This is a genomic window from Streptomyces caniferus (assembly GCF_009811555.1).
Taxonomy (GTDB): Bacteria; Actinomycetota; Actinomycetes; order Streptomycetales; family Streptomycetaceae; genus Streptomyces; species Streptomyces caniferus.
Genome location: NZ_BLIN01000005.1, coordinates 2,214,201 through 2,227,832, shown reverse-complemented (window position 1 = coordinate 2,227,832; position 13,632 = coordinate 2,214,201). Strand labels below are relative to the sequence as shown.

The 13,632-nt window shown below is 71.6% G+C and carries 12 protein-coding genes; 6 read left to right on the top strand and 6 right to left on the bottom strand.

Features of this window, described 5'->3' with window-relative positions; translation table 11 throughout:
• The first annotated feature begins 53 nt into the window (after positions 1-53).
• The gene (locus tag Scani_RS26430) at positions 54-692 is read left to right on the top strand and encodes a nucleoside/nucleotide kinase family protein (protein WP_159480324.1); all 639 of its coding nucleotides are present in this window, start codon (positions 54-56) and stop codon (positions 690-692) included.
• Between the two features lie 27 nt (positions 693-719).
• On the opposite strand, the gene Scani_RS26425 is transcribed toward Scani_RS26430, so the two are convergent.
• The gene (locus Scani_RS26425; RefSeq protein ID WP_159480323.1) at positions 720-2,150 is read right to left on the bottom strand and encodes a WGR domain-containing protein; all 1,431 of its coding nucleotides are present in this window, start codon (positions 2,148-2,150) and stop codon (positions 720-722) included.
• Between the two features lie 136 nt (positions 2,151-2,286).
• On the opposite strand from Scani_RS26425, the gene Scani_RS26420 reads away from it, so the two are divergent.
• Positions 2,287-2,748 carry a type II toxin-antitoxin system PemK/MazF family toxin gene (locus tag Scani_RS26420; RefSeq protein WP_159480322.1) on the top strand — a complete coding sequence of 154 codons (462 nt, stop codon included), beginning with the start codon at positions 2,287-2,289 and terminating at the stop codon, positions 2,746-2,748.
• Between the two features lie 19 nt (positions 2,749-2,767).
• Here Scani_RS26420 and Scani_RS26415 read toward each other — a convergent pair whose 3' ends face one another.
• The 3 genes from Scani_RS26415 to Scani_RS26405 form a co-directional block, all read right to left on the bottom strand.
• Positions 2,768-3,310, bottom strand: coding sequence for a DUF1697 domain-containing protein (locus Scani_RS26415; protein ID WP_159480321.1), 543 nt, complete (start codon positions 3,308-3,310; stop codon positions 2,768-2,770).
• Positions 3,311-3,362: 52 nt separating this feature from the next.
• Positions 3,363-3,959: a methylated-DNA--[protein]-cysteine S-methyltransferase gene (locus Scani_RS26410; protein ID WP_159482380.1), complete on the bottom strand. Its 597-nt coding sequence runs from the start codon at positions 3,957-3,959 to the stop codon at positions 3,363-3,365.
• 107 nt (positions 3,960-4,066) lie between these two features.
• The gene (locus Scani_RS26405; RefSeq protein WP_159480320.1) at positions 4,067-4,951 is read right to left on the bottom strand and encodes a glycerophosphodiester phosphodiesterase; all 885 of its coding nucleotides are present in this window, start codon (positions 4,949-4,951) and stop codon (positions 4,067-4,069) included.
• A 715-nt stretch (positions 4,952-5,666) separates the two neighbouring features.
• Between Scani_RS26405 and uvrB the strand changes: the two genes are divergently transcribed.
• The 4 genes from uvrB (at position 5,667) to Scani_RS26385 (ending at position 12,037) form a co-directional block, all read left to right on the top strand.
• Positions 5,667-7,799, top strand: coding sequence for an excinuclease ABC subunit UvrB (uvrB, locus tag Scani_RS26400; protein WP_159480319.1), 2,133 nt, complete (start codon positions 5,667-5,669; stop codon positions 7,797-7,799).
• A gap of 254 nt (positions 7,800-8,053) precedes the next feature.
• A complete protein-coding gene (locus Scani_RS26395) occupies positions 8,054-8,632 on the top strand; it encodes a TerD family protein (RefSeq protein WP_159480318.1) in 579 nt (192 codons plus the stop codon).
• 103 nt (positions 8,633-8,735) lie between these two features.
• Positions 8,736-10,835 (top strand): TerD family protein, encoded by a 2,100-nt coding sequence (locus tag Scani_RS26390; RefSeq protein ID WP_159480317.1) that lies wholly within the window; start codon positions 8,736-8,738, stop codon positions 10,833-10,835.
• Positions 10,836-11,053: 218 nt separating this feature from the next.
• A complete protein-coding gene (locus Scani_RS26385) occupies positions 11,054-12,037 on the top strand; it encodes a TerC family protein (protein WP_159480316.1) in 984 nt (327 codons plus the stop codon).
• Between the two features lie 122 nt (positions 12,038-12,159).
• On the opposite strand, the gene Scani_RS26380 is transcribed toward Scani_RS26385, so the two are convergent.
• Together Scani_RS26380 and Scani_RS26375 are read right to left on the bottom strand one after the other, a co-directional pair.
• The gene (locus tag Scani_RS26380) at positions 12,160-12,816 is read right to left on the bottom strand and encodes an MBL fold metallo-hydrolase (RefSeq protein ID WP_159480315.1); all 657 of its coding nucleotides are present in this window, start codon (positions 12,814-12,816) and stop codon (positions 12,160-12,162) included.
• 9 nt (positions 12,817-12,825) lie between these two features.
• On the bottom strand, positions 12,826-13,569 hold the full coding sequence (locus Scani_RS26375; RefSeq protein WP_159480314.1) for a maleylpyruvate isomerase family mycothiol-dependent enzyme: 744 nt from the start codon (positions 13,567-13,569) through the stop codon (positions 12,826-12,828).
• Between the last annotated feature and the right edge of the window lie 63 nt (positions 13,570-13,632).

Genomic DNA, 13,632 nt, shown 5'->3' with positions numbered 1-13,632 from the left:
CGCCCGGCCCGACGCGGGGCGCCCCGCGCGGCCCGGCCGGGCAGAATGGCGGGGTGCGGCTCGAAGCGATCACCTGGGAACGGCTCACCGACGCCCTCGCCGAGCGCATCGCCACGATGCCTGCGAGGGACGGGAGCCCCTGGCTGCGCGTGGCCCTCGACGGGGCGCCCGCCGCCTCGCCCGGCGCGCTGGCCGGCCGGCTCGCCGAGGCGCTCCGGCTCCGGGGGCGGGCGGTGCACAAGGCCGGCACCTTCGGCTTCCTGCGCCCCGCCTCGCTGCGGCTCGAATACGGCCGTGAGGACCCCGACGCCTTCCACGACGAATGGTTCGACCGGCAGGCCCTGTGGCGCGAGGTGTTCCAGCCGCTGGACCCGGGCGGCAGCGGGCGGGTGCTGCCGGACCTCTGGGATCCGGTGGCGGACCGGGCGACGCGCAGCGCGTATGCGCAGCTGCCGCCCGGCGGCGTCCTGCTGCTGCACGGCCCGCTGCTGCTCGGCCACTGGTTCCCCTTCGATCTCTCGGTGCACCTGAAGCTGTCGCCCGCCGCCCTCGCCCGCCGCACCCCGCAGGACGAGCGCTGGACCCTGCCCGCGTTCGCGCGCTACGAGGCCGGGACCCGGCCCGAGGAGGCGGCGGATGTGGTCGTACGGGCCGACGATCCCCGGCGGCCGGCCTGGAGCGGCCTGCCCTGAGGACCGGGCCGGCCTGCCCATCTGGCCTCAGACGAGCTGCCGGATCTCGCCGCGGACGCGGTAGAAGCCGCCCGCGGCCGCCGACAGTTCATCGACGACGTACCGCGCCCCGGCCCGGCGTATATGACGCGGGAACTGCACGTTCCAGGACGGTTCGTAGCCGTCGGAGAGGACATGGACCCGCAGTCGGCCGCTCTCCTGCACGCACTCCACCACGATCCCCGAGGCGGTGGCGGACGCCACCGTCCGGACCGTGGCCGACGGGGTGTACGTGGGCAGCGCGGCGGCCGACTTCACGTCCCGGGCCACCGGCACCGTGCCCGACCGGGCGGCGGCGACGGCCGCGTCACTCGCGTCCACGCACACCAGGGACCCGTCGGTGGTGACCATGTACAGCTTCTCGTCCAGGTACTGCATGGACAGCGCCGATCCGCCGCCGGTGCCCAGCTTCCACAGCCGGGTGCCGTCGGCGGCGAAGCAGTACACCGAGGAGGCCGAGTCGCCGGCGAAGACATACCGGCCGCCGGGGGCCGTGGCGCACGAGTAGACGACGGTGTCGCACCGGTACGTGGCCTCCAGCGCTCCGCTGTCCTTCGCCAGCCGCTGGACGACGTTCCGGTTGGTGCCGGCGTACACCGCGTGGTCCTCCTGCCAGCCGAACAGCACCGAGCCCTGGGTCGCGGTGTGCCACAACTCGCCGCTGCCGTCGGCCGAGTAGGCGGTCACACCGCGGTGATGCCCGTGGTAGACGGCGTGTTCGTCCCGCCGCACCATCCAGGCGTGCTCGCCCGCGCTGCGCCGCGACCACTGGTACTCGTCCTCGTGGTCGATCACCGTCAGTCCGCCGTTGCGGTCGGCCACATGGAGGATGCCCTCGCGGATGTCCAGCCAGAAGATGTCGACGTCGGCGGCGATGTCGTAGGCGGCGAAGGGGACCTTCGAGGAGAGGTCGTAGACCGTGCCGTCGTCGCCGCCCGCATAGATCCAGAAGTCGTCCGCCACCAGGCACTTGACGCCGTCGGGCAGCTGATAGCGCGCCAGCACCTCACCGTCGTGGCCGAGGGTGTAGACGTCGCCGTTCTGGTTTCCCACCCAGCAGCGGTCCTCCGCGATGTGGATCCCGAAGGCGGCCGCGCCCGTACGGAAGCGCCACAGCACCGGTGCGACCGCGCGGGCCGTCGAGGGGGCGGAGGAGACCTGGCGCCGTGTCACCGGCCGGGCGGCGCGCCGGCCCCGGACCGCCGGCGCATAGCCCTTGCGGACCTTCTCGCCGACCTTCCTGGCGGCGGCGGCCTGCGCCTTGTCCCGCGTCGGGAACGTCGAGGTCTGCTGCTGGCCGCCCGCGCCGATGCGTCCGTAGCGCACCGAGACGACCGTGTCCCGCACCGTCACCTCGTAGAACTTGTGGGCGCCGCCGCCCTCTTGCGACAGCTCCAGATACGTCGTGTTCTCGGACATGGCGATCCCCTCCCCGGGCGGCCCCACGGCCGTCCCCCGCTGGAAAAAACCGTACGGCCGACCACTGACAATCGAGCCCGGACCGCCGGGCGGGACCGCTGATCGCCGCGCCGGCGGCGGCGGTTAGCGTGAGCCCGTGACCACTTCATTCAACGCATCCGACGAACCCGCCGCGCTGCCCGGCAGCCAGGGACCCACCGCGACCGTGGAGGCCCGGCCGCGGTCCGTCGGCACCGTAAAGATGTCCTACGCACCCGACCCCGACGGCGACCCGGACCCCGGCGAGATCGTGTGGACCTGGGTGCCGTACGAGGAGAACGACGGCCGGGGCAAGGACCGCCCCGTGCTGGTCGTCGCCCGGGAGACCGGCGGGACGCTGCTGGCCGTGCAGCTGTCCAGCAAGCGGCACAACAACGACCGGGAGTGGGTCCCCCTCGGGACCGGCCCGTGGGACCGCGCGGGGCGCGACTCATGGGTGGCCGTGGACCGGGTGCTGCGGGTGCACCCGGCCGGAATGCGGCGCGAGGCCTGCGCGCTGGACCGGGGCCGCTTCAACCTGGTCGTCAACCGGCTGCGCGAGCGCTACGGCTGGCGCTGACGGCCCGGCCTTCGGGGCCTCAGGCGTCGGCCAGCGCCAGGAGCTTGCTGACGGTGTTCCAGTTACGGGCGGTGGCCGTCACCCCGAGGCGGGCGCGGCCCACCACCTCGGCGAGCTTGGAGCGGCCGATGCCGCCGGGGCACCACAAATACAGTTCGCGCCCGATCAGCCGGTACTGGTCGGGCGCGAACGCGGCCGGGTCGAGCGCATCCAGCCGGGAGGTGTCGGCCGGCACCGCCGACAGGAACGTGACGTGCAGGCTCTTGGGCTCCGGTACGGCCTGCGGAAACGGGTTCGCGGCGACGGCGGCGGCCAGCTCGTCGCGGGTCCGGACGATGACCGGCACCGTCAGGCCGAGCTCGTCGGCGATCCGGTCGTGGAGCACCCGGGCGGTTTCGGACGGCGGAGTACCCGGGTCGGCGAAGACGATGTTGCCGGTCTGCAGGAGCACCGAGACGTCCTGGAAGCCCAGGGACTCGGCCAGCTCCAGCTGCTTCGCCTTGGGGAAGGAGTTGTGGCCGCCGACATTGATGCCGCGGAGCAGAGCGATCTGACGGGACATGGCGCTGCCATTCGTAGGAGCCGGCCTCGGCGAGGGCGGACGACGGTCGGGATCAGAAGAGCGGAGCGGGCAGCACGCCTTCGAGGGCCAGCAGCAGACGCTTGGTCTCCAGCCCGCCGCCGAAGCCGCCGATGCCGCCGTCACTGGCCACGACACGGTGGCACGGGACGACGACCGGGAGCGGATTGGAGCCCATCGCGGCGCCCACCGCGCGGGCGGCGCCCGGCTCCCCGACCCGGTCGGCGAGGTCCTGGTAGCCGACGACGGCGCCATAGGGGACCCCGGTGGCCAGGGCCCCGAGGACCCGGGCGGGGAAGCCGGCGGACAGCGACCAGTCCAGCGGGACGGTGAAGGACCGGAGCTCTCCGGCGAAGTAGGCGGTGAGCTCGGCCGCGGCCGTCGCCAGATGGGGGAGCGCGGCCAGTGGCGCCCCGCCGAAGAACTGCTCCAGACGGGTCAGCTCACGGCGGGACGTCCGCTCGTCGGCATGGAAGACGACGCGGACCAGGCCCTTTCGGGTCGCGGCGAGCAGCAGCGGGCCGATCGGGGTCTCCAGCCGCGTCCAGGCCCAGTCGCGCGGGGCCGGCACCGCTGCCTCCGGCGCGGCGTCCGGCGCTGCCGCCGGGTGGGAATCCTGCTCGGAATGCATCACCTGATCAGGGTAGGACGCACCACTGACAGTGCGGCGGGACAGGGATCGGTCGCTGTCGCTGTCGCCGCCCCCGTCCCGCCGCCCCGTCCCCGGCGGCTCCGGTCTCAGTCGTCGTAGTCCCCCAGGGCGTCACGCACCACGTCCGGCTTGTTGGTGATGATGCCGTCGACGCCCAGACCGGCGACCTTGACCGCGGTGGCCGCGTCGTCGACGGTCCAGGTGTACAGGTCCAGGGGCCGGCGGTGCGGGCCCTTCAGGCCGTGCACGGCGGCGACGTACTCCGGGGTGACCGCCGTGTGGACGGGGTTGATCTGGTCGCAGTACTTGGCGAACTTCGGGAGGTCGGCGACGGACGGATTGCCGAGGAAGCCCGTTTTGACCTCCGGCCGCAGGCGGTGCACGGTCTTGATCGCGTCGGCATTGAAGCTCTGGATGATCAGACGGTCCTTGACGTGCCCCTTGTCCAGCCAGCCCGCGCGGCGCAGCTCGGTGAGGGTCTGCAGCTCGATGCCGGGGTAGAGCTCCGGCGACTTCAGCTCCATCAGCAGACTCTGGTCGTTGTTCTCGACCTCGTCCATGTAGTCCTCGAGGGTCGGCACCCGCTCCCCGCGGAACTTCGGCCCGAACCAGCTGCCCGCGTCCAGCTTCTCGATCTCCTTCAGCGTGAAGTCCGATACGTTCCACGGGGAGCGGCCGGGGAACACCTGCTCGACGTTGGTCGTCCGGGCGAGCGAGTTGTCGTGGAGGATGACCAGCTCGCCGTCCCTGGTGCGCTGGACGTCGTTCTCGACCCATTCGAAGCCGAGCCGGTCGGCCGCGTCGATCGAGGCGAGGGTGTTCTCGGGCGCGTACGACGAGGCGCCGCGGTGGGCGACCGTCACCGGAGGATGTCCGGCGGGTGCGGCCTGGACGACGGTTGTGGAGAGGGCGAGCGCGGACAGACCCATGAGCGCACCGGCGACAACGGTGGCGACGGGGCGAATACGCATACGGACTCCTCGTGACGTCGTGGACGTGAGCTGACGTGAAGTGACGTGAACCGGGTCGGACGGGCAGAGGCTCGCAGCCGGGCCGTAGCGGGAGGCGGTCGTGTAGTTGCCGGGCGCTGAACGGGAAGTGGCCGGTTTCCGTTTGGAGCGACGCGCAGTTGCAGGATGCCCGGATCAGCCGTGCTACAGACGTACGCTCCGACGCCGTCCAACTTGCCGGAGCCGCGGCATCCGCGCATCTTGGCCGATGATGCGTCACCCCTCGTGCGTCTGAACGGTTTTGGCCGACCACCCGAAGGGCCGACCCGCCGCGGCCGGCTCCGCGCACGGCGCGTCGCGCTCACGGCCGGCCGTCCGGAGCCGGAGGGGGAAGCGGGCGGCTCTCCTGTACGGCTTGTGCGGTACGGCTTCTGCGCCCGAGGGCCATGGCCCTGCGGTGTCCCGCGCTCGGCGTCGCGCGTGGCCCGCGCGTCCGTCGTCCGCGCGCCTGTCGCCCACTGCGTTCATCGCCCGCGCCGCGCCGCGTCGTGCCACGCGTCCCCCGTCGCCCGCGTCATCCCCTGCTCCCGTGCCGCCCGCGTCGCCTCCTGCCGGCCGGAGCTCCCGACCGATCGCCGGCCCTGCCCCCGCCCGCCGGTGCCGCCGCACACCGCGCAACCGCAGGTCAGGGCGCTGGCTGCGTCGATTGTCAGTGCCGAGTCGTACGGTGGATCCCATGCGGCCCGTATCAAGCATCGAACGCACGGTGGCGCCCTTCGAGGTCGTCAGCCCCTTCCAGCCCAGTGGCGACCAGCCCACGGCCATCGCCGAACTCGAGCGGCGTATCCGCGGGGGTGAAAAGGATGTCGTCCTGCTCGGCGCGACCGGCACCGGCAAGTCGGCGACCACCGCGTGGATGATCGAGAAGCTGCAGCGCCCGACGCTCGTCCTGGCGCCCAACAAGACCCTCGCGGCCCAGCTCGCCAACGAATTCCGAGAGCTGCTGCCGAACAACGCGGTCGAATACTTCGTCTCCTACTACGACTACTACCAGCCCGAGGCGTACGTCCCGCAGTCCGATACGTACATCGAGAAGGACTCCTCGGTCAACGAGGAGGTCGAGCGGCTGCGGCACTCCGCGACGAATTCGCTGATCACCCGGCGTGATGTCGTCGTGGTCGCCTCGGTGTCCTGCATCTACGGTCTGGGTACGCCGCAGGAGTACGTCGACCGCATGGTGCCGCTGAAGGTCGGCGACGAGTTCGACCGGGACGCGCTGCTGCGCCGCTTCGTCGACATCCAGTACACGCGCAACGACGTGGCCTTCACCCGCGGCACCTTCCGGGTGCGCGGCGACACCATCGAGATCTTCCCGGTGTACGAAGAGCTGGCCGTGCGGATCGAGATGTTCGGCGACGAGATCGAGGCGCTGTCCACCCTCCATCCGCTCACCGGCGAGGTCATCAGCGACGACCGGGAGCTGTACGTCTTCCCGGCCAGCCACTACATCGCCGGTCCGGAGCGCATGGAGCGGGCCATCGCCGGGATCGAGGCCGAGCTGGCGGACAGCCTCGCCACGATGGAGAAGCAGGGCAAGCATCTGGAGGCCCAGCGGCTGCGGATGCGCACCACCTACGACATCGAGATGATGCGTCAGATCGGCTCCTGCTCGGGCATCGAGAACTATTCGATGCACATGGACGGCCGCGAGCCCGGCTCCGCGCCCAACACCCTCCTCGACTACTTCCCGGAGGACTTCCTCCTGGTCATCGACGAGTCGCATGTCACGGTCCCGCAGATCGGCGCCATGTACGAGGGCGACGCCTCCCGGAAGCGCACCCTCGTCGAGCACGGTTTCCGGCTGCCGTCCGCCATGGACAACCGGCCGCTGAAGTGGGAAGAGTTCCTGGGGCGCATCGGCCAGACCATCTATCTGTCCGCGACCCCGGGCTCGTACGAGCTCGCCAGGGGTGACGGCTTCGTGGAGCAGATCATCCGGCCGACCGGTCTGGTCGACCCGGAGGTGGTGGTCAAGCCCACCGACGGGCAGATCGACGATCTGGTGCACGAGATCCGTACGCGTACGGACAAGGACGAGCGCATCCTCGTCACCACCCTCACCAAGAAGATGGCCGAGGACCTCACGGACTACTTCCTGGAGCTCGGTATCCAGGTCCGCTATCTGCACAGCGACGTGGACACCCTGCGCCGGGTGGAGCTGCTGCGTGAGCTGCGATCGGGTGAGTACGACGTCCTGGTGGGCATCAACCTGCTGCGTGAGGGCCTCGACCTGCCCGAGGTCTCCCTGGTGGCCATTCTGGACGCCGACAAGGAGGGCTTCCTGCGGTCCGGTTCGGCGCTCATCCAGACCATCGGACGTGCGGCGCGCAACGTCTCCGGTCAGGTGCACATGTACGCCGACAAGGTCACCCCGGCGATGGAGAAGGCCATCGACGAGACCAACCGCCGCCGGGAGAAGCAGCTGGCGTACAACAAGGAGAACGGCATCGACCCGCAGCCGCTCCGCAAGAAGATCGGCGACATCGTCGCCACCCTCGCCCGCGAGGAGATCGACACCCGGGAGCTGCTGGGCACGGGGTACCGCAAGGGCGCCGAGCCCAAGGAGGGCCAGGGCAAGGCGCCGGTCCCGGCGCTCGGCGGAAAGGCCGCGAAGGGCAAGGGCGGCAAGGCGGGGGCGGCGCTGACGGACCGTCCCGCCGCCGAACTCGCCGAGCTGATCGAGGAGATGACGGAGCGGATGCGGGCCGCCGCGGCCGAGCTGCAGTTCGAGGTCGCCGCCAGGCTGCGCGACGAGGTGGGCGAACTGAAGAAGGAGCTGCGGCAAATGAGGGAGGCCGGGGTGAAGTAGGGGGAGCGGCAGCAGCCGAGGGGGACCACCGGGGCGGTGTGCGGCTGCTCGGCCCGGGCGGATCACACCGCCCAGGGCACACCCGCCAACGGGGCGGTATCGCCGCACGTGAGCGGGGTGTGTCCAGCGGTGCCCGGTGTGTTGCAGAAGCGCCACAAAACGCGGGTCCGGTACGCCCTCGGCCCGCCGTCGTGCATAGGGTCGAAGGGGCCGCCGGAAAGCTGGGCGGGGACAGTACAGAGAGGGGACGGCGCGTGTCGGTCAATTTGTCCAAGGGGCAGGGCATCAGCCTGCAGAAGTCCGACGGAGGAAACCTGACCGCGGTACGGATGGGGCTGGGGTGGCGCTCGGCGCCGCGCCGTGGCCTGTTCGGCAGGCGGACCAGCGAGATCGACCTCGACGCCTCGGCGGTGCTCTTCGCCGACAAGAAGCCGATAGACGTCGTCTTCTTCCAGCACCTGGTCAGCGACGACGGCGCGGTCCGGCACACCGGCGACAACCTGGTCGGCGGCGCGGGCCAGGGCGGCGACGACGAGGCGATCCTGGTCGACCTGGCGCGGGTGCCGGTGCACATCGACCAGATCGTGTTCACCGTCAACTCCTTCACCGGCCAGACGTTCGCCGAGGTGCAGGACGCCTTCTGCCGCCTGGTGGACGAGACCACCGGCCAGGAACTGGCCCGCTACACCCTCACCGGCGGCGGCAACTACACCGCACAGGTCATGTCCAAGGTGCACCGTGTGGGAGGCGGCTGGCAGATGACCGCCATCGGCGAGCCCTCCGTCGGCCGCACCTTCCAGGACCTCGTGCCGGCGATCCTGCCGCACCTGTAACCACCACCGTCGTGGCAGCGCGTACCGGGCCGCGCCGCCGGACCCCCTGGGCCCGTGCCCGGGGTACGGCCCGGGCACGCCACAACCACCAGGGGGAACAACGATGACGGCCGAGCTGGTCCGGGGGCAGAACCATCCACTGGACCGGACCCGGGTGGAGATCCGGGTGACCGCGGGTGCTGCCGTCATGGCCGGGGTCGCCCTCGGCGACGAGCAGGGCAGGCTCGCCGGCGCCGAGGCGGTGGCCCACCCGGGCGCGCCCCGGCGCACCGGCATCGAGGTTCCCCGTCAGGCGGCCGCCGAGCACCGCATCGCGGTGGATCTCGACGCGCTGCCCGGCGCCGTCCACCGGGTGAGCGTGCTGCTGGCGCTGCCCACCGGAATCGGTGCCCCGACCGCCTTCGGAACATCCTCCGCGCCCTCCGTCACGGTCACCGGCCTCGACGGCACCGGCATCGCCCGCTACACCGTCACCGGCCTGGGCGCCGAGTCCGCCGTCGTCGCCGTGGAGCTCTACCGCCGGCAGGGTGCCTGGAAGGTACGTGCCGTGGGCCAGGGGTACGCCGACGGCCTCACGGCGATGCTGCGCGACCAGGGCCTGCCGCAGGCGGCGGAGCTGGCCGCGGAGATCGAGGACGCGATCAGCCGGGGGCAGGCCCGCGCGGTCCCCTCGCCCGCCCCCGTGGCGGCGAGCCGTTCCGAACGACCCGCGGCCGGCCCGGCCGCCGCGGACCGGCCGGCTCCCGCCCACCCTCCCGCATCTGACGGCCCGGCACCCTCCGGAACCGGCCCAGGGACCGGGACCGGAACCGAGATCGGAACCGGCCCAGGGACCGGCGCGGAGACCGGCCCCGACGCCGACGGCGCATCACCCGCACCCACCCCCGACCCCGTCGGCGGCGGCCGCGTCGACTACCGGCACCCGAAGCGCCGCAGCACTCCCGCCGCGGCCGGCCCCGCCCCGACCGCCCCCGCGACCGTGTCGCCCGGCAGCCCCGAGACGCCCGCCGGCCCCCCGCAGCCCGTGGCCGGTGACGCCGCCGGCTGGAGCATGGAGGAGCGGCTCTACAACCAGGTCTGGGGGATGTTCGAGGACCTGGCCCGCTCGGTCGCGGCCTACCGCAGCGCCTCCGGCTTCGCCGAGTCCCGCCTGGAGCAGGAGCTCGACCAGGCCCTGTCCGACCCGCGCAACCGCCTCGGCACGGCCGCCGATGCCGCCCGCGCCACCGCCCGCGACAAGCACGCCGCCCTCGTCGCCCAGGCCCGCGCCGCCCTCGACCGTGACCTCGCGCAGCTCGCGGCCGAGTCGGCGGTCGTCGAGCCCGCCCTGCCGCCCGCCTTCGCCCGCTGGGACAACCCCGTCTGGCAGGGCTACCACGTCCCGCTGGAGCGCCCGATGGCGTTGCGCCTGGGCGATCTGCACCTCCCGGAAGTCCTGGACCTGCGCATTCCCATGCTCGTGCGCCTCCCCCTGGAGCGCGGGCTGTGGATCGACAGCGGACCCGACGCCTACGCCCTGAGCGCCGGCCACGACCCCGGGCGCGACATCGCCCGGCGGGAACTGGGCAGTGCGCTGACGGACGGGCCGCCCGACGAGGCCGAGCTGCGCCGGCTGGCCATGGAGACGGCCGTGGCGATCGCCGCCCGGCTGCTGGCCATCCACCCCGCCGGTGACTTCGCGGTCCAGGTCATCGACCCGGGCGGTACCGCCGCGCCCGCACTCGCGCCGCTGGTGGAGAGCGGTGCGCTGTCCGCCGCCCCGGTGCCCGGCCCGCAGGGCGTGACCTCGGTGCTGGAGACGCTGACCCGCCGGGTGGAACTCGTCCAGATGGCCGTGCGCCACCGCGCCGCGGACTCTCTCCCACCGGATCTCGACCCCGCCGACCAGCTGCTGATCGTGCACGACTTCCCGCACGGTTTCGACGACCGCGCCCTCACCCGGCTCCGCTACCTCGCCGACGAGGGGCCGGCCGTCGGCGTGCATCTGATGATGGTCGCCGACCGCGCCCGGACCAGGGACTACGGCCCGGTCCTGGACCCGCTGTGGCGCTCGCTGCTGCGGATCACACCAGTACCCGACGCCCATCTCGCCGACCCCTGGGTCGGTCACGCCTGGACGTACGAGCCCTCGCTCGTTCCGAAGGGGAGTCAGGTGGTGCGCCAGGTGCTGAGCCGCGTCACGGCTGCCCGTCGAGCCTCCTGACCAGGTATTTTACCTATCTCTTTACTATTCATTGTCCTTCCTTTACGCTTCTTTGTGCGGAGGGGAGTATTCCCGCTACGACGTACCCGTCATCACGGATTGCGAGTGTGACGAGATCCCGGGGCGTCGGCCCCGTTCACCCATCGGGCGGAACGGGGCGGAAGAGACCTCCGGCAGCGACGACGCTGTAAGTGCCGTACGACTCTGCCGGAGGAGCAGTGGACGTTTCCCCGACCCTGTGGGCGCTGACCATTCTTGGTCTGTGCGTCCTGATCGCCGCCGATTTCTTCATCGGTGGCCGCAAACCGCACGAGGTCTCCCTCAAGGAGGCCGGAATCTGGACCGGTGTCTGGATCGCGCTCGCCGCGCTCTTCGGCCTCGGGCTGCTGCTGTTCGGCGGCGGCGCACCGGCAGGTGAATTCTTCGCGGGCTTCATCACCGAGAAGTCCCTGAGCGTCGACAACCTCTTCGTCTTCGTCCTGATCATGGCGAAGTTCGCGGTCCCGACGATCTACCAGCAGCGGGTGCTGATGGTGGGTGTGCTGATCGCGCTGGTGCTGCGAGCCGGCTTCATCGGCGCGGGTGCCGCGATCATCGCCAACTTCTCCTGGGTGTTCTACCTCTTCGGTGCGTTCCTCATCTGGACCGCATGGAAGCTGATCAAGGAGGCCCGCGCCGAGGAGGAGGACGAGGAGTTCGAGGAGAACCGCTTCCTCAAGATGGTCGAGAAGCGCTTCCCGTCGACCGACAAGTACCACGGGACCAAGCTGTTCGTGGTCGAGAACGGCAAGCGGCTGATGACGCCGATGCTGATCGTCATGCTGGCGATCGGCACCACCGACGTCCTCTTCGCCCTGGACTCCATCCCGGCGATCTTCGGCCTCACCCAGGACCCGTACATCGTCTTCACCGCCAACGCCTTCGCCCTGATGGGTCTGCGGCAGCTGTACTTCCTGATCGGCGGCCTGCTGAAGAAGCTGGTCCACCTCTCGTACGGCCTGTCGGTCATCCTGGGCTTCATCGGCGTGAAGCTGGTGCTGCACGCCCTGCACGAGTCCGGTGTGGCCGTTCCGGAGATCAGCATTCCGGTCTCGCTGGGCGTCATCGGCGCCGTCCTGGTCGTCACGACGATCACCAGCCTGCGCGCCTCGAAGAAGCAGGCCGCGGCCGATGCGGCGGCCAAGGAGCGTATCGACGCCTGACGCCGCCGCCGACACGGCGCAAACGGCGCCCGGTTCCCCCCTCCGACGAGGCGGGGGAACCGGGCGCCGTCGCTCGTACGGGCCCGCCGCTGAGGGAGCCCGTACGCTAGTCCGCCGTCGTGCTACCAGCCGCGCTCGCGCCACTGGGCGAGCTGCGGCCGCTCCGCGCCGAGGGTGGTGTCGCTGCCGTGGCCCGGGTAGACCCAGGTCTCGTCGGGGAGTTCGCCGAAGAACTTGCGCTCCACGTCGTCGATCAGGCGGGTGAAGTTCTCGGCGCTGCCGAAGGTGTTGCCGACGCCGCCGGGGAACAGGCAGTCCCCGGTGAACAGATGCGGGGCGCCGTGCGGGTCGTCGTAGACCAGCGCGATGCTGCCCGGGGTGTGGCCGACGAGGTGGCGCGCGGTCAGCTCCACCCGTCCGACGGTGAGGGTGTCGCCGTCCTCGACCGGCACATCCGTGGGCACGGGAATGCCCTCGGCGTCGTACCGCCCCGCATAGGTCCGCGCACCCGTCGCATCGACCACCTCGCGCAGCGCCCCCCAGTGGTCGCCGTGCCGGTGCGTGGTGACCACGGATCGGATGCCGCTGTCGCCGATCAGCGAGAGGAGGGTGTGCGGTTCGGCGGCCGCGTCGATCAGCAACTGCTCATCGGTCGCCCGGCACCGCAGCACATAGGCGTTGTTGTCCATCGGACCGACCGCGACCTTCGAGATCATCAGGTCGGTCAGCTCGTGCACGTCGGCCGGTCCGCCGACCTTCACTGCTCCGCTGTAGCCCATGGGACCACTCTAGAGCGGCGGCACCACGGGCAGGACGGAGCCGTGACTGTCGAGTTTGCCGCCCTCGCCGCGCCCGGTGAGCCAGCCCACCAGCGCGGCCGCGGAGCCGGTCACCACCACGGGCCCGTCCTCGGCGCCCGGCCCGGTGCCGAGACGGCCGGTGCGCCACCGGCGGCCGTCGTCGGCCCGGAGTTCCAGCGCGGGCAGATCCGGGTGACCGGCGAACTTGACCGTGGCCAGGAAGGCCAGTTCGCTGTCGACGAAGGAGGGGGACAGCTGGTCGACGGTGTGGCCCACGCCGAGGTCGACATGGTGCAGTTCGAGCTCGGCCAGCCGGCGCAGGGGCAGCCGGTCGGCCCGCTCGACGACGTTGTTGCGCATCTCGACCTCGTAGGTCCGGCGGGCCTCGGGCAGGGCGTCCATCGCCGTGTCGAACCGCGCCGCGGACTGTCTGAGGTCCTCCAGATGCGCCGCCAGCGACCGGTCGGCGCCCCGCTCGATATCGGCCTCGCGGGCCTCGGGGCCGGCGTACATCGGCGTCCGGACACCGGTCGTTGCCCAGGTGAGGAGGTTGCCCAGCGCGTCGGCGTTGCGGGCCAGATGGGACAGGACGTGGCCGCGGGTCCAGCCGGGCAGCAGCGACGGTTCGCCGATCGCCGCGTCGTCGAGTTTGCTCACCGAGACCAGGAGCCGGTCGGTGGCCTCGCGGACGGCTGCCACATCGTGCGGGAAGTCAGGCGCGGTGGGGGTCATGGTCCGACGCTAGCGCCGTCGGGGCGGGTTCGGGAGTGGGCCGGCGCCGATCGGGGGGTACGC